This is a genomic window from Streptomyces sp. NPDC021622 (assembly GCF_040640795.1).
Taxonomy (GTDB): Bacteria; Actinomycetota; Actinomycetes; order Streptomycetales; family Streptomycetaceae; genus Streptomyces.
In genome coordinates this window covers 124,501-140,020 of the sequence record NZ_JBFACK010000025.1, presented here as the reverse complement: position 1 = coordinate 140,020, position 15,520 = coordinate 124,501, and the positions used below count along the sequence as shown (strand labels likewise).

Genomic DNA, 15,520 nt, shown 5'->3' with positions numbered 1-15,520 from the left:
TGGTGTCACACCCATATCCTCGGGGGGTGTCTCGGGGGGGGGGGGGGGCCCCCGGGGGGGGGGGGGGCCCCCCCCCCGGGGCCCCGGGGCTGTGACATGTGCGGCTCCGCCGCGTGGGCGCGACCAGCCAAAGACGGCCCGCAGGTTCTTCACTGCCTCAGCAGAGCGCTCAGCGCCCCACCTTCCGCTTGTTCCACACGTCGAAGCCCACGGCCGCCAGCAGCACGAGCCCCTTGATGACCTGCTGGTAATCCGTGCCGATGCCGACCAGCGACATCCCGTTATTGAGAACGCCCAGCACCAGACCGCCGATCACGGCACCCATCACCGTCCCGACACCACCACTCATCGACGCGCCGCCGATGAACGAGGCCGCGATCGCCTCCAGCTCGAAGTTCAGACCGGCCTGCGGGGTACCCGCGTTCAGCCGTGCCGCGTACACACAGCCCGCCAGCGCGGCGAGGACGCCCATGTTGACGAAGACGAGGAAGGTGACGCGCTTGTCCTTGACGCCGGACAGCTTCGCGGCCGCCTTGTTGCCGCCGAGCGCGTACACATGCCGCCCGACGACCGCGTTGCGCATGACATAGCCGAGGCCGATCAGCAGCGCGCACATCACGAGCATCACGACGGGTACGCCGTGGAAGCTGGCCAGGGTGAGCGTGAACGCGACGACGGCCGCGGTGATCGCCACACACTTGGTGACCCACAGGCCGGTGGGCAGGACCTCCAGCTCGTACGCCAACTGCCTCCTGCGGTCCCGCCATTCGCGAAGGAGCAGGAAGACGACGGTGGCGAGGCCGATGACGAGCGTCGGGTTGTGGTACTGCGTGTACGGGCCCGTCTCCGGGATGAAGCCCTTGGCCAGATCCTGGAATCCGCCGGGGAACGGCGACAGGGACTGGCCCTCCAGGACGATCTGGGTGAGCCCTCGGAAGAGCAGCATCCCGGCCAGTGTCACGATGAACGACGGGATCCCGACGTACGCGATGAAGAAGCCCTGCCACGCCCCGGCGACCGCGCCGATCAGGAGTGAGAGAACGAGGGCGAGCACCCAGGGCATGTCGTGCTTGACCATCATCACCGCCGACATGGCGCCGACGAAGGCCACCAGCGAGCCGACGGACAGATCGATGTGGCCCGCGATGATGACGATCATCATGCCCATGGCCAGGATGAGGATGTAGCCGTTCTGCTGGATCAGGTTGGAGACGTTGTTCGGAAGCAGCAGCGTGCCGTCGGTCCATATCTGGAACAGGACGACGATGAACGCGAGCGCGATCAGCATGCCGTACTGGCGCATGTTGGTCCGCATGCTCTGCAGGAGCAGCGCCCCCGTGGACCGCTGGTCGGTCGGCGCGGGGGACGAGTCCCGCGGGGGAGTGGTCGTGGTGGTCATGGCGGGGCCTCAGCTTCTGGTCATGGTCATCTGGCGCATCAGTACTTCCTGGGTGGCGTCGGCGCGGGCGACCTCACCGGTCAGCCGGCCCTCGGCCATCGTGTAGATCCGGTCGCACATCCCGAGCAGCTCCGGCAGTTCCGAGGAGATGAAGAGCACCGCCTTGCCCTGCGCCGCGAGCCGGTCGATGACCGTGTAGATCTCGTACTTGGCGCCGACGTCGATGCCGCGCGTCGGCTCGTCGAGGATCAGCACCTCGGGGTCGGCGTGGATCCACTTGCTGAGGACGACCTTCTGCTGATTGCCGCCGGAGAGCCGTCCCACCTGCTCCTGCACGGTCGGCGCCTTGATGTTCATCGAGGTGCGGTAGCGCTCGGCGACGGACCGTTCATGGTGTTCGTCGACGACGCCGCGGTGCCGCATGCCCGGCAGCGAGGCAAGGGAGATGTTGCGGTTGATGTTGTCGATGAGGTTGAGGCCGTAGGTCTTGCGGTCCTCGGTGACGTACGCGATGCCGGCCGCGATCGCGGCCGGTACTGTCCGCGTCTGCACCGCACGCCCGTTGACCGCCACCGTGCCGCCCTCGTACAGCCCGTAGGAGCGGCCGAAGAGGGACATCGCGAGCTCGGTGCGGCCCGCGCCCATCAGCCCCGCGATGCCGACGATCTCGCCGCGCCGCACGGTCAGCGTGGCGTCGTCGACGACCTTGCGATGGTGGTCGATGGGGTGCCGGACCGTCCAGCCATCGACGGCGAGCGCGAGCTCTCCCGCGTCCGTGCCCTCGTACGTGGTGCGCTCGGGGAAGCGGTGGTCGAGATCGCGGCCGACCATGCCCCGGATGATGCGGTCCTCGGACAAATCCGGTGCGGCGTCCGGAGATTGACGGACCGTCAGCGTCTCGATGGTCCTGCCGTCGCGCAGGATGGTCACCGAGTCGGCGATGGCGCGGATCTCGTTCAGCTTGTGGGAGATGATGATGCTGGCGATGCCCTGCTCGCGCAGCTCCAGGATCAGATCGAGCAGTCCCGCGCTGTCCTCGTCGTTGAGCGCGGCGGTCGGCTCGTCGAGGATGAGCAGCTTCACCTCCTTCGACAGGGCCTTGGCGATCTCCACCAGCTGCTGCTTGCCCACGCCGATGTCGGCGACGGCGGTCTGCGGGTTCTCCCGCAGGCCTACTCGCTTCAGGAGGCGGCCGGCCCGCCGCAGGGTGTCGTTCCAGTCGATGACGCCGCGCGCGGAGGTCTGCTCGTTGCCGAGGAAGATGTTCTCCGCGATCGACAAGTAGGGCACGAGCGCCAGTTCCTGATGGATGATCACGATGCCGTGCTTCTCGCTGGCGCGGATGTCCTTGAAGGCCACGGGCTCGCCGTCGAAGTGGATCTCACCCTCGTACGAACCGTGCGGATGGACGCCGCTGAGGACCTTCATCAGCGTCGACTTGCCGGCGCCGTTCTCGCCGCAGATCGCGTGGATCTCGCCGGGGCGCACCGCGAGCTCCACCTCGGAGAGCGCCTTCACTCCGGGGAAGGTCTTGGTGATGCCCGCCATCCGCAGGATCGGCCCGTTCCCGGCCGCCGCCCCGCTCATGACAGCTGCCTTGCCGTGAAGTAGCCCTCGTCGACGAGGAGTTGGGTGTTCTTCTTGTCGATCGACACGGGCTTGAGCAGATACGAGGGCACGGTCTTCTTGCCGTTGTTGTAGTCCTTGGTGTTGTTGACCTCCGGCTTCTTGCCGGTGAGGACCGCATCGCCCATCTGCACGGCCTGCTTGGCCAGCTTGCGGGTGTCCTTGAAGACCGTCTGCGTCTGGTCGCCCGCGATGATCGACTTCACCGACGCCAGCTCCGCGTCCTGCCCGGTGACGACGGGCAGCGGCTGGTCCTTGCTGCCGTAACCGGCGCTCTTCAGCGCGGAAATGATGCCGATGGAGATCCCGTCGTACGGCGAGAGGACCGCGTCGACCTGCCGGTCGCCGTAGTTCTTGCTGATCAGGTCGTCCATGCGCTTCTGCGCGGTGCCGCCGTCCCAGCGCAGCGTGGTCGCCTGGCTCATCTTCGTCTGCTTGCTGCCCACGACGAGCTGGCCGCTCTTGAAGTACGGCTGGAGCACCTTCATGGCGCCGTTCCAGAAGTACTTGGTGTTGTTGTCGTCGGGCGAGCCCGCGAACAGCTCGACGGTGAACTTGTCGTCGGACCTGCTGTCGGGCTTGTCGAGCTTCAACTGGTCCAGGATGTACTGGCCTTGGAGCTCGCCGACCCGCTCGTTGTCGAACGACGCGTAGTAGTCGACGTTCTTCGTGCCCATGATGAGGCGGTCGTACGAGATCACGGGGATGCCCGCGTCGTGCGCCTGGGCCAGGACGTCGGTGAGCGCCGAGCCGTCGATCGCCGCGACCACCAGGAGCCGGTGCCCCTTGGTGATCATGTTCTCGAGCTGGGCGACCTGGTTCTCCACCTTGTCGTCGCCGTACTGCAGATCGGTCTCGTACCCGGCCTTCTGGAACTGCTCGGCCATGTTCTTGCCGTCGGCGATCCACCGCTCGGATGCCTTGGTGGGCATCGCGAGTCCGACGGTTCCGCCCTTGCCGTCGTCGGCCTGGTAACGGCTGCCGCCCCTGGCCTCCTGGCCGCAGGCGGTGAGCGAGCCGAGCAGGACGACGGTCGCGAGGGCGGCCGTGAGACGCACTTTTCCGGGCAGACGTCCTTTCCTGGATGTACGTGCTTTTCTGGCTATGCGGGTGGTCATGGGTCAGTCCCCTTCCGGGACGGGGAAGCGCTGGAGCTCACCGGGCAGGCGTGCGCCGAGCGGCGACATTCCGCCGTCCGCGCCGTGCCGGGCGAGCAGATCGAGGACGAGCCGCCCGCGCCGGACGCGCTCGCGGGCGGTGGCCAGGGTGTGGTCGCGCAGCTGGGCGCCGTAGGGGTAGATGCCGGGCGACCTGCTCAGGCCGAACTTGAGGTAGAGCGGGGCGCCGCGCCGGATCAGCTCCGCCGCCTCGTACATCCGGACGTAGCCGCCGAGGTCGTCCGGCGCCTCGACGTACAGGTCCATCGGGGCGCTGCTGACCCGTCGGATCTCCGTGAGGTGGTCGAGCGTGAGATCGGACGGGATGTTGAGCGAGTCGGCGCCGAGCCGCTCGAAGACCGCGTACGAGGCCGGGTTGACCGGGCCGATGAGGGCCGACACCTTGAACGTGGTGTCGGCGGGCAGCACCCCGGCGGCGCGCAGCCGGTGCAGGGTCCACAGCACGCCCTCGTCGGCGACGAGCAGGCAGCGCACCCCCAACTCCGTTGCGCGCACGGCATCTTCGACACATCCGGCGAGCGCGTCATGGCCGCGCGAGCGCAGTCCCGCGCCACCGGAGTCGGTGCGGCTCGCGGCGCCGATGTCCCAGGTGCCGCGCGGCCCGGTGAACAGGCAGAGCTCGATGTCCCGTTCCGCGCAGGCCTCCGCCATCTCGGTGATCTCGTCGTCGGTGAGCATCCAGACGCCGCTGCCCTGGCTGATCCGGTGGATCGGCACATCGAGCCGCGAGCTCTCCTTGAGCACCACGGCGAGCGCCTCGGGTCCCTCCACCGAGGGGATCTCGGTGCGCCAGGTGCCGCCGTCGGGGAAGCTGTGCGGCGATGCGTCGGCGGGGTCGAGCGCGGGCACGGTGTGTCCGATGCGGGCGAGGGCGCCGGCGCCGGGGCGACGAGGTGCTGACGGGCTGGTCACGGGACTCCCAGTTGCAGTGTTCGATATTTCGTACGTTGGTCGGGTCGATGGGCGTACGGCGGTACGGGGGTGGTCGGGACGCGCCGCGCACCGCCGTGCGACTCAGGGCCGGAGCAGCACCTTCCCGGTCTTGGGGTCACCGCCGCCGACCCGCGCGACGGCCTCGCCGAACTGCTCAAGCGGGAACTCGTGGGTGATCAGCGGGGCCGGGTCGAGCAGCCCGAGCCCGAACGCCCGCACCGCGTCCGACCAGGCGGCGGACGGCGCGCCGAAGACGCTGCGCACCTCCAGCTGGCTCAGCGACAGATGCACCGGGTCGATGCCGGTGGCGCCGGGCGTGAACATGCCGGTGAGCACCACCCGGCCGCCCCGGCGCGCGAGCAGACAGGAGGAGGCCGCCGTGGTCGGCGCCCCCGCGGTCTCCACGACCAGGTCGTAGCGGCCGTGGTGGCCCTGCGCATCGGCGGGTGTCAGGCTCTCGCTCGCCCCGAACTCCAGCGCCTGCGCGCCGCGTTCGGACCGCGGGTCGATCACGGTCAGCCCGGCGGGCGATGATGCGGCGAGCAGCTGCACCGCGAGCAGCCCCAGGGTGCCCGCGCCGACCACCGCGATCCGCTCACCGGGCCGCGGCCGCCCCGCCCGCACCGCGCCCGCGATCACCGCGGCGGGTTCCAGGAGGGCAGCGGCGCTCAGGTCCGCGTCGTCGCGCAGGAAGTGCAACAGCCGGGCGGGGACGGCCACATGGTCGGCGAAGGCGCCGGGCTCCGTGAAGCCCGTCTCCGCGTAGCCGCCGGTGCACAGGCTCGTCTCGCCGCACCGGCACCGCTCGCACGTCCCGCAGGCCCGGAACCCCTCGGCGACGACCTTCCGCCCCACGAGCGCCGGGTCGACACCGGGGCCCGCGGCCTCGACCGTGCCGGACCACTCGTGCCCGGGGGTCACGGGATAGCGCACGTACGCGGCGTCCCGGTGCCCGTCGTAGACCTCCCGGTCGCTCATGCAGATCCCGGCGGCGGCCACCCGCACCAGGACCTCGCCGGGGCCGGGCTCGGGCGTCGCCCCCACGACGAGCCGGTGCGAGCCCGGCTCGTCGACGACGATCGCGCGCGAGGAGCCGGAGCTCACTTTCCCGCCGCCTTGGGGTCCCGCTTCTCCCAGCCCTCGGCCCACAGGTCGAACCGGGCCTGCTGCTGCGGGAATTCGGCCGCCGCGTCCGTGTCGAGCTCGACGCCGAGGCCGGGGGCGTGGGACACCTCGAAGCAGCCCGTCTTCGGATCCACCTGGGGCGCCCCGCGCACCACCTTCTTGATCTCCGCGTCCGCGAAGTCGTTGAAGTGCTCCAGGATCTTGAAGTTCGGGGTGCAGGCGCCGACTTGGAGCGATGCGGCCGTCAGCACCGAGCCGCCGACATTGTGCGGGGCGATCAGCGTGTAGTGCGTCTCGGCGGTCGCCGCGAGTTTCCGCGTCTCCAGGATGCCGCCGATGTGGCCGACGTCCGGCTGGATGATGTCGGCGGCCTGTGACTCGAACAGCTCGCGGAACTCGATCCGGTCGTGGATCCGCTCACCGGTCGCGATCGGCATGTCCACCTTGGCGGCGACCTTCTCCAGGGCCTTGAGATTCTCCGGCGGCACCGGCTCCTCCAGCCAGGCGGGCCGGAACGGCGCGAGTTCCCTGGCAAGGCGCACCGCCGTGGACGGGCTGAACCGGCCGTGCATCTCCAGCATCAGCTCGGCGTCAGGGCCGATCGCCTCCCGCACCGCCTCGATCAGCGACACCGCGTACGACGTGCCCGCCTGGTCCAGCTCGAAGTGCCCGGTCCCGAACGGGTCGATCTTCAGGGCGCGGTAGCCCCGCTCGACCACCGCGCTCGCGGCCTTGTGGTACGCCTCCGGGGTGCGCTCGGTGGTGTACCAGCCGTTCGCGTACGCCTTGACCTTGTCGGTGACCTTCCCGCCGAGCAGCTGCCACACCGGCACTCCGAGCGCCTTGCCCTTGATGTCCCAACAGGCCATCTCCACACAGGCGATACCGGACATCACGATCTCGCCGGCCCGGCCGTAGTCGCCGTACTTCATGCGCCGCACGAGATCCTCGATCGCGAACGGGTCGGACCCCACGGCGTGGTTGGCCGCCGCCTCGCGGAGATAGCCGAGCAGGGCGTCGGTACGACCGAGCATGCGGGTCTCGCCGACACCGGTGAGCCCCTCGTCGGTGTGGACCTGGACGTAGGTGAGATTGCGCCAGGGCGTCCCCACCACGTGCGTGCTGATTCCCGTAATACGCAAGGCAGTTGCCCCTTGGTTGTTCGGTATTTCGTCACACGTTCGAAATGTTGGCGTGACGGTATTCACGCAGGCGCTGGGGTGTCAATGGGTCGTACGAAAAGGTCTTGGCCCTCGGGGAACCGCCGGGCCATTGCGCGCCGAACGCGGCTGTGACTAGCCTGTGTTCGTCATATCGATCATTGGCCGAAGTTTCGGACGCGGCGCCGCATGCGGCTTCGGACGCGACTTCGGACGCACGGGGTGGGAGGCCGACCATGGGACGACTGGTGCCGGCGGTGACCAGGGCGCTGGACATACTGGAGCTGTTCCTTGAGGGCGACGGGACCCTGTCCGCCCCCGAGGTGACCCGCAAGCTCCAGTTGCCCCGCACCACCGTGCACGAACTGCTCACCACCCTTGCGGCCCGCTCCTACCTTGTCCAGATCCCGGACCAGACGGGCCGCTACCGCCTCGGTGTACGCGCCTATCAGCTCGGCAGCCGGTACGCGGAACAGCTCGACCTGGCCGCCGAGGGCCAGCAGGTGGCGCGCGAGGTCGCCGAGACCTGCGACGAGACGGTGCACGTCGCGGTCCTGGAGGACACCGATGTCATCTACATCGCCAAGGTGGACTCCACGCACGCCGTCCGCATGGTCTCCGCCGCGGGCCGCAAGCTCCCCGCCCACTGCACGTCGGTCGGCAAGATGCTGCTGGCCTCACTGCCGCCGGCCGAGCTTGAGGCGCGCGTCGCGGGCCGCGAGCTGACGGCGATGACCCCGAACAGCATCACGGAGCCTCAGGCGCTGCTCGCCGCGCTCGCCGAGATCCGCGAGCGCGGCATCGCGGCCGAACACCGCGAGTCCAACCCGGACGTGAGCTGTGTGGCCGCCCCGGTCCGCGACAGCGCGGGACGGGTCGTCGCGGCGCTCTCCATCTCCGTACCGATGATCCGCTGGAGCGAGGACCGCGAGCGCGAACTCGCCGGGCTCGCCGCCAAGGGCGCGGACGACCTGTCGGTGCGCCTCGGCCACCGCGGCGGACGCTGAGGCTGATGCCCGGCGGCTACGCGGACTCCAGGTCCAGGAGCCGCTGCTTGCGCTCCAGGCCGCCCGCGTAACCGGTGAGTGAGCCGTCGGCGCCGATCACCCGGTGGCAGGGGCGGACGACGAGCAGCGGGTTGCGCCCGATGGCCGTGCCGAGGGCGCGGACGGCGGCACGCGAGAGGCCCATCCGTTCGGCGAGCTTTCCGTACGTCGTGGTCGTGCCGTACGGAACGGTGTCGAGGGCGTGCCAGACCCGCTGCTGGAAGTCGGTGCCGACGCCGCTCACGTACTCGATGTCGAAGCGCGTCAGGCTTCCCTCGAAGTACGAGCGCAGTTGCGCGGCGATCTCGGCGAAGGCCGCGTCGTCGCGCACCCAGCCGTTCTGGACGACGGCGCCGCCCTTCTGTCCCGGCATGGACAGTGAGGCCAGCGCGGTGCCGCCCTTCGCGGTGGCCGACGCCTCGCCGACCAGCAGCAGCTCGCCCAGCGGGCTGTCGACGGTCGTGTAGAGGGCCTTGGCGATGGTCATCGGATGCTCCCTGTTCTGCGGTGACAGGGACAAGTCTGCGGGGTGCGGGCGCGTGCGGCTGGCGGGATTCGGACGTGGTCCCCGCCACGTCTTTATGCAACTAGTTGCACAACGCTCGGGCGTCCTCTAGAACTGTGCTGACGACACACCGCGTACGGAGGCCCCGCATGAGCCGCTACCCGAACCTGCTGAAACCGCTCGACCTGGGCTTCACCACCCTGCCCAACCGGGTCCTGATGGGCTCGATGCACGTGGGCCTCGAAGAGGCCCCGAACGGCTTCGAGCGGATGGCGGAGTTCTACGCGACCCGTGCGCGCGGCGGCGTCGGCCTCATCGTCACCGGCGGCATCGCCCCGAACGAGCTCGGCCGGCCCTGGGACGGCGGCGCCAAGCTGACCACGGAGGCGGAGGCCGAGGAGCACGCGGCCATCACCGCGGCCGTGCACGCCGAAGGCGGCAAGATCGCGATGCAGATCCTGCACTTCGGGCGGTACGCGTACCACGAGGGCCTCGTCGCGCCGAGCGCGATCAAGGCGCCGATCAGCCCCTTCGTGCCCCGCGCCCTGGAGGACGACGAGGTCGAGCAGACCATCGAGGACTTCGTGCGCGCCGCCGAGCTGGCCAAGTCGGCGGGCTACGACGGCGTCGAGGTCATGGGCTCCGAGGGCTACTTGATCAACGAGTTCATCGCGGCCCCCACCAATCAGCGCACCGACCGCTGGGGCGGCTCCTACGAGAACCGCATCCGGTTCCCCGTCGAGATCGTCCGCCGCGTCCGCGAGCGCGTCGGCACGGACTTCATCATCATCTACCGCCTGTCCATGCTGGACCTGATCCCCGGCGGCTCGACCCTCGAAGAGGTCGTCCACCTCGCCAAGGAGATCGAGGCCGCGGGCGCCACCATCATCAACACCGGCATCGGCTGGCACGAGGCGCGCATCCCCACCATCGCGACGTCCGTGCCGCGCGGCGCGTACGCCTTCGTCACCAAGAAGGTGATGGGCGAGGTCTCCGTGCCGCTCGTCACCACCAACCGCATCAACACCCCGGAGATCGCCGAGCAGTTGCTCGCCGACGGCGCCGCCGACATGGTCTCCCTGGCCCGCCCGCTGCTCGCCGACCCCGACTTCGTCGCCAAGGCGCAGGCCGAGAAGTCCGAGGCCATCAACACCTGCATCGGCTGCAACCAGGCCTGCCTCGACCACACCTTCAACCTGCAGATCACCTCCTGCCTGGTGAACCCGCGCGCCTGCCACGAGACGGAACTGATCCTTTCCCCGACGCGCACCAAGAAGCGCCTCGCCGTCGTCGGCGCGGGCCCGGCCGGACTCGCCTTCGCCGTCTCGGCCGCCGAGCGCGGCCACGACGTCACGCTCTTCGACGCGGCCCCCGAGATCGGCGGGCAGCTCAACGTGGCCCGCAAGGTCCCCGGCAAGGAGGAGTTCGACGAGACCCTGCGCTACTTCCGCACCCAGCTCGAACTGCACGGCGTGGACGTCAAGTTGAACACCCGTGCCACTGCCAAGGACCTCGCTGACGCGGCGTACGACGAAGTGGTCGTCGCCACCGGAGTCAGCCCCCGCACGCCCGAGATCCCCGGCGTCGACCACCCCAGCGTGGTCGGCTACCTCGACGTGCTGCGCGACAACGTGCACGTGGGGGAGCGGGTCGCGATCATCGGCGCGGGCGGCATCGGCTTCGACGTCGCCGAGTTCCTGACCGACGGCGGCGAGAAGGCAAGCCTGGACCCCGCCACGTACTTCCGGCAGTGGGGCGTCGACATGGACTACAAGGACCGCGGCGGCCTGACCAAGCCCGAGCGGCCGACCCCGCCGCGCTCCGTCCACCTCCTGCAGCGCAAGACGTCCAAGGTCGGCCAGGGTCTCGGCAAGACGACCGGCTGGATCCACCGCACGGAGCTGCGCCACCGCGGCGTCACGATGGTCGCGGGCGCCGCCTACGACCTCATCGACGACGCGGGCCTGCACATCACCGTCGACGGCCACTCCACGGTCATCCCCGTCGACACGGTCGTCCTCTGCTCCGGCCAGGACCCGCGCCGCGACCTGTACGAGGAGCTCGTCGCCGCCGGTGTCGACGCGCACCTTATCGGGGGCGCGGACGTGGCCGCCGAGCTGGACGCCAAGCGCGCCATCAAGCAGGGCACGGAGCTGGCCGCCGCCCTGTGACGCGGCCGCACCGCTCCGAACGCCGTACCTAGGATGGCCGCCATGTCACTCCCGCACGCGATCCTCACCGCCCTGCTCGAGAAGCCCTCGTCCGGGCTCGAGCTGACCCGCAGGTTCGACAAGTCGATCGGCTACTTCTGGTCGGCCACGCACCAGCAGATCTACCGCGAGCTGGGGAAACTGGAGCGGGACGGGTCCATCCGCGCGCTGCCGCAGGAGCAGGCGACGCGCGGGCAGAAGAAGGAGTACGAGGTGCTGCCGGCGGGCCGCGCCGAACTGGCCCGCTGGACCGCGGCGAGCCAGGACCCCAAGCCGCTGCGGGACACCCTGTTGCTGCGGCTGCGGGCGGCGGCGGTCGTCGGCACGGACGGCATCGAGGCCGACCTGCGCCGCCATCTCACCCTGCACCGGCGGCAGTTGGCCGAGTACGAGGAGATCGAGAAGCGGGACTTCCCGCCGGGCAAGGACGCGGTGGAGGACCGGCTGCGGCATGTGGTCCTCCGGGCCGGGATCGACCTGGAGACGTTCTGGACCCAGTGGCTGGAACGGACGCTGGAGGAGCTGGACGCGCCGCGGGCGTGACAGCGCGCACATGACGGCTGCCGCCGGCCCGATGAGAGTCGGCCCGGCGGCAGCCGCTTCCTTCCACGGCCCGGTTCAGAGCCGGGGCGGTGCTCCGCGGCGGCGCAGGTACCAGGCTCCGCCGCCGACCGCGGCCGCGGCCACCAGGACCCCGCCCCCGACGAGGGTCAGCGTGCTGTAGTCCTTGCTGCCACCGCCGACGCCGCCTCGGACGCCGAGCGCGGGCGCCGTCGCCGTCGCCGTCGATGAGATGGTCGGCGTGGAGCCGACCCTGACCGTCGAGGGACCGACCGTCGACCCGTCGTCGCACCGCACCATCACCGAATGGGTGCCGGTGGCGACGTTCGTCCAGGAAGCGCTGCCGTTGACCAGCGGTGTCTGCCGCCCCGCGGCGAAGCTGGCCGCTGAGGGGCTCATCAGCGAGGCGATGCCGCCATTGGCGCAGTCCGTCGTGGTGGCCCGGACCGTTGTGCCGGTGGCGGTCACGGTGAGCCCAGGACCCGCCGCCGCCGGAGAGGCCAGTGCCAGCGGAATAGCTGCGGCTGCGGCGGCGATGGTCAGTCCGGAGCGGACGGATATCTGAGTAGAACGCATGTGTCTGCCCTCCGGTGGCACGGGAGGCGGTACGTCCCATGCGCCGCCGGAGGTAGGGAAGCGCCCGTGCTACCTGCGGACGAGCCAACGTGCCATCGGCCAAGGCCGCATGCGGACGGCCACCGGGCAGGTGACGGAATCCTTCGTACGGCCGACAGCCGACCCGGCGTCACGACAGCCGGCCGGTGGTGACCGCCCGCTCGGCGGAGTAGCCGCCCCATGTCCCGTCGGGAAGCCTGGCCCTGAGCTTCACGCCATGGCGCTCGCCGGGCTCCTTGCCCACATAGAAGCTGTGCGTGGCCCTGGTCCGGGGAGCCGTGCCGCCGAAGACCAGCGAGGTGGCGGCCTTGCCGTCCAGGTGGATCTGATACTCGGACACGGCGCCGCCCGTGCGGGGCGGCGTCCACGACAGATCGATGTAGTACGCCCCGCCCGCGCGGTGCGTCGTCGCGCGGAAGTCCGTCGGCGCCGTGCCCCGCCCGTCGTCCCGGCCCGGCGCGGTGGTGAGGCGCACGGCCCGGCTCGCGGGCGAGAAGTTGTCGGCCGCGTCGCGCGCCTTGACGGTGAAGGTGTACGTGGTGCCCGGACGCAAACCGGTGATCAGCGTGGTCCGCTCGCCGCGCTCCACGCTGTGGATCTTCGCCGTGCCCTGGTAGATCTCGTACGAGGCGACAGCTCGGTCGTCCGATGAGGCGCCCCAGGACAGGGTCACCGCCCTGCTGCCCTCGGCCGCGCCGCGCGGCGTGCCCGGACGGGACGGCGGCTCGTGGTCCGCGGCGGCCGCGCCGGGCGTGGTCACGGACAACTTCTTGCTGGCCGGGCCGACGTTCCCCTCGGCGTCGCGCGCCCGGACGGTGAAGGTGTACGTCGTGGACGGCTCCAGGCCCGTGACGTCCACCATGTGCTTGCCGCCGGGCACGCGCTCGACCCGGGTGGCGCCGCGGTACACGTCGTAGCCGGTGACCCCGGTGTCGTCCGTGGCCCGGTTCCACATGACGTGGGCGGTGGTGGCGCTGCCCGCCTGGACGGTGACGCCGCGCGGGGCGGCAGGGGGCGCCACGTCCTTCGAGTCGCTCCGGTCGTCCTGCCGGGCGCAGGAGCTGAGGGCGCAGACGGCGGTGACGGCGATGAGTGCGGACAGGTGGGGGGTCCGTCGCATGGGTGTGCCTTCCGCTGAGACTGGGACGGCATTGGTCCGGACCTATTGGACACAGTTGGCGGGGGCACATCAAGAGGCCCGCGTGCACCGTCCGGACCCTGAGCGGTGGCCGGGACGTACGAGCCGGGACAGATTGGGACTTCCGTGGCCACCCAAGGAAGGTCTTTTCTCGTGCATACCAGAACGGCGGCGCTCGCCGTCGCCGCCGGAGCCGCTCTGCTGTCCCCCGCTTCACTGCCCGCGACGGCGCAGGTACAGGGCGAGCCGAACCCCAAGTCACCTGATGTCAGGGAGAGTTCACCGCGAGGGGGCGCGCCGCGCGAGAGCCTGGCGCGCGAAGGCTCCGCGAGCGCCGCCGCCCTGCTCGCCAGGGCCGGATCGTGCCGGCAGATCTCCCGCGGCAAGTACCGCAGCGACGACGGCGCCCCGGCGAACATCCCCGTCTGCGGCAAACACGGCGCCGTGTTCTGGAAGGCCGACATGGACGTCGACTGCGACGGACGGCCCGGCAAGGCCTGCAACCGCCGCAGCGACCCCCTCTTCTTCGACGCCACCGCCTTCCAGCAGTCCGACGGCCGCCAGCTGGCCGCCGAGCGCCTGCCGTACGTCGTCGTGCCGGGCGCGAGCCGCCGCTGGAACCACGCGGCGCACGGCGTCGACGGCGGCTCCGTCGCCGCCGTGATCCACGGGGGCAAGGTCCTGTACGCGGTGGTCGGCGACACCGGTCCCACCGATCTGATCGGCGAGGCGTCCTACGCGGCGGCCAGGGCGCTCGGCATCCGGGCCGACCCCAAGTCCGGCGGCGCGAGCGGCGGCGTCACCTACATCGTCTTCAAGGGGCGCGGCGCGTCCCCCATCGAGAGCCACCGGGCCGCGGTCGCCCGTGGCGACGCGCTGGCCCGGCAGTTCCTCCGCCAGAACTGAGGGCGGCGGGAGCAGGGGCTCACACCTTCCGGTATGTGTACGCCTCCGCTGCCGCCGCCTCCACGGCGGCGAGGTCGGCGCCCGCCGACGCGGTCACCACCGCGGCGACCGCGCCCTCCACGAACGGGGCGTCCACCAGGCGGGCGCCGTCCGGGAGTTCATCGCCCTCCGCGAGCAGCGCCTTCACGGTGAGGACCGCACTGCCCAGGTCGGTGAGGATCGCGACGCCCGCACCCCGGTCGACCCGCGCGGCGGCCGCGGAGATCAGCTCGGCGCTGGTGCCGAGGCCGCCGTCCTCGGTGCCGCCCGCACCCGCCACGGGCGCGGTCGTCCCGCCGCCCGCGAGCCCGGCGGCCAGCTCGGCGACCGCGTCGGCGACGGGCCCGCTGTGCGAGACGAGGACGATGCCGACCAGCTTGTCGTCACTCATCGCCGGCCCCCTCGTCGCCAGCGGCCTCGGCGAGCGCATCGAAGAGCAGCGCCGACGACGTCGCGCCGGGATCCTGATGCCCGATGCTGCGCTCGCCCAGATAGCTCGCCCTGCCCTTGCGCGCCTGCAGCGGCGTGGTGGCAAGCGCGCCCTCGTTCGCGGCGGCCCGCGCCGCCGCGAAGGACTCCCCGAGCGCGTCGACCGCGGGGACCAGGGCGTCCAGCATCGTCTTGTCGCCGGGCGCCGCGCCGCCGAGCGCGCCGACGGCGTCGACACCCGTACGGAACGCGTCGGCGAACTGCTCCTCGCTGACCTCGGCGGCGTCGCCGAGCGCCTTGCCGGTACGCCGAAGCAGCGAGCCGTACAGCGGCCCCGACGCGCCGCCCACGGTCGAGATCAGCGTCCGCCCGGCCAGCATCAGCACGGCCCCCGGCGTGGCGGGCTCCTCCTTCTCCAGGGCGGTCACCACGGAGGCGAACCCCCGCTGCATGTTGCTGCCGTGGTCGGCGTCACCGATCGGCGAGTCGAGCTCGGTGAGCCGCTCCGCCTCCCGGTCGACGAGAGCGGCGGCCGAGATCAGCCAGCGGCGGAAGAATGCGGCGTCGAGCACGGAATCTCCTTGCGCGATAGGGCGATTGACTACAAGACGTACGAGTGAACTGCGAGGCGTACGAGCCGGTCACCGGGG

General features: G+C 70.8%; 15 protein-coding genes. 4 read left to right on the top strand and 11 right to left on the bottom strand.

Annotated elements, in window-relative coordinates:
* Positions 1-169: 169 nt before the first annotated feature.
* The 6 genes from mmsB to AB0G47_RS37370 form a co-directional block, all read right to left on the bottom strand.
* A complete protein-coding gene (gene mmsB / locus AB0G47_RS37395; protein WP_360779430.1) occupies positions 170-1,399 on the bottom strand; it encodes a multiple monosaccharide ABC transporter permease in 1,230 nt (409 codons plus the stop codon).
* A gap of 9 nt (positions 1,400-1,408) precedes the next feature.
* The gene (mmsA, locus tag AB0G47_RS37390; RefSeq protein ID WP_360779428.1) at positions 1,409-2,986 is read right to left on the bottom strand and encodes a multiple monosaccharide ABC transporter ATP-binding protein; all 1,578 of its coding nucleotides are present in this window, start codon (positions 2,984-2,986) and stop codon (positions 1,409-1,411) included.
* Positions 2,983-4,083 carry a multiple monosaccharide ABC transporter substrate-binding protein gene (chvE, locus tag AB0G47_RS37385; protein ID WP_360779426.1) on the bottom strand — a complete coding sequence of 367 codons (1,101 nt, stop codon included), beginning with the start codon at positions 4,081-4,083 and terminating at the stop codon, positions 2,983-2,985. Before chvE ends, mmsA begins: the two co-directional genes overlap by 4 nt.
* A gap of 63 nt (positions 4,084-4,146) precedes the next feature.
* On the bottom strand, positions 4,147-5,115 hold the full coding sequence (locus tag AB0G47_RS37380) for a hypothetical protein (protein ID WP_360779423.1): 969 nt from the start codon (positions 5,113-5,115) through the stop codon (positions 4,147-4,149).
* Between the two features lie 102 nt (positions 5,116-5,217).
* Entirely contained in the window at positions 5,218-6,240 is a 1,023-nt protein-coding gene (locus tag AB0G47_RS37375) for an alcohol dehydrogenase catalytic domain-containing protein (RefSeq protein ID WP_360779420.1), read from the bottom strand.
* Positions 6,237-7,403, bottom strand: coding sequence for a mandelate racemase/muconate lactonizing enzyme family protein (locus AB0G47_RS37370; protein ID WP_360779417.1), 1,167 nt, complete (start codon positions 7,401-7,403; stop codon positions 6,237-6,239). The genes AB0G47_RS37375 and AB0G47_RS37370 overlap by 4 nt, the downstream gene beginning before the upstream one ends.
* Before the next feature lie 254 nt (positions 7,404-7,657).
* Between AB0G47_RS37370 and AB0G47_RS37365 the strand changes: the two genes are divergently transcribed.
* Positions 7,658-8,428 carry an IclR family transcriptional regulator gene (locus AB0G47_RS37365; protein ID WP_360779414.1) on the top strand — a complete coding sequence of 257 codons (771 nt, stop codon included), beginning with the start codon at positions 7,658-7,660 and terminating at the stop codon, positions 8,426-8,428.
* 16 nt (positions 8,429-8,444) lie between these two features.
* On the opposite strand, the gene AB0G47_RS37360 is transcribed toward AB0G47_RS37365, so the two are convergent.
* Positions 8,445-8,954: a methylated-DNA--[protein]-cysteine S-methyltransferase gene (locus tag AB0G47_RS37360; protein ID WP_360779412.1), complete on the bottom strand. Its 510-nt coding sequence runs from the start codon at positions 8,952-8,954 to the stop codon at positions 8,445-8,447.
* A 167-nt stretch (positions 8,955-9,121) separates the two neighbouring features.
* Here AB0G47_RS37360 and AB0G47_RS37355 point away from each other — a divergent pair, with 167 nt between their 5' ends.
* Both AB0G47_RS37355 and AB0G47_RS37350 read left to right on the top strand, forming a co-directional pair.
* Positions 9,122-11,143, top strand: a complete 2,022-nt coding sequence (locus AB0G47_RS37355) for an NADPH-dependent 2,4-dienoyl-CoA reductase (protein WP_360779409.1) — start codon at positions 9,122-9,124, stop codon at positions 11,141-11,143.
* A 42-nt stretch (positions 11,144-11,185) separates the two neighbouring features.
* A complete protein-coding gene (locus AB0G47_RS37350; RefSeq protein WP_360779406.1) occupies positions 11,186-11,725 on the top strand; it encodes a PadR family transcriptional regulator in 540 nt (179 codons plus the stop codon).
* Between the two features lie 75 nt (positions 11,726-11,800).
* Here the strand turns inward: AB0G47_RS37350 and AB0G47_RS37345 are convergent, their stop codons facing one another.
* Both AB0G47_RS37345 and AB0G47_RS37340 read right to left on the bottom strand, forming a co-directional pair.
* Positions 11,801-12,319 (bottom strand): hypothetical protein, encoded by a 519-nt coding sequence (locus tag AB0G47_RS37345; protein ID WP_360779403.1) that lies wholly within the window; start codon positions 12,317-12,319, stop codon positions 11,801-11,803.
* Between the two features lie 169 nt (positions 12,320-12,488).
* On the bottom strand, positions 12,489-13,478 hold the full coding sequence (locus AB0G47_RS37340; protein ID WP_360779400.1) for a fibronectin type III domain-containing protein: 990 nt from the start codon (positions 13,476-13,478) through the stop codon (positions 12,489-12,491).
* Positions 13,479-13,649: 171 nt separating this feature from the next.
* Here AB0G47_RS37340 and AB0G47_RS37335 point away from each other — a divergent pair, with 171 nt between their 5' ends.
* On the top strand, positions 13,650-14,402 hold the full coding sequence (locus AB0G47_RS37335; protein WP_360779398.1) for a glycoside hydrolase family 75 protein: 753 nt from the start codon (positions 13,650-13,652) through the stop codon (positions 14,400-14,402).
* Between the two features lie 19 nt (positions 14,403-14,421).
* Here the strand turns inward: AB0G47_RS37335 and AB0G47_RS37330 are convergent, their stop codons facing one another.
* Together AB0G47_RS37330 and dhaL are read right to left on the bottom strand one after the other, a co-directional pair.
* A complete protein-coding gene (locus AB0G47_RS37330; RefSeq protein WP_360779395.1) occupies positions 14,422-14,832 on the bottom strand; it encodes a PTS fructose transporter subunit IIA in 411 nt (136 codons plus the stop codon).
* Positions 14,825-15,442, bottom strand: a complete 618-nt coding sequence (gene dhaL, locus AB0G47_RS37325) for a dihydroxyacetone kinase subunit DhaL (RefSeq protein WP_360779392.1) — start codon at positions 15,440-15,442, stop codon at positions 14,825-14,827. Before dhaL ends, AB0G47_RS37330 begins: the two co-directional genes overlap by 8 nt.
* Positions 15,443-15,520: the final 78 nt, after the last annotated feature.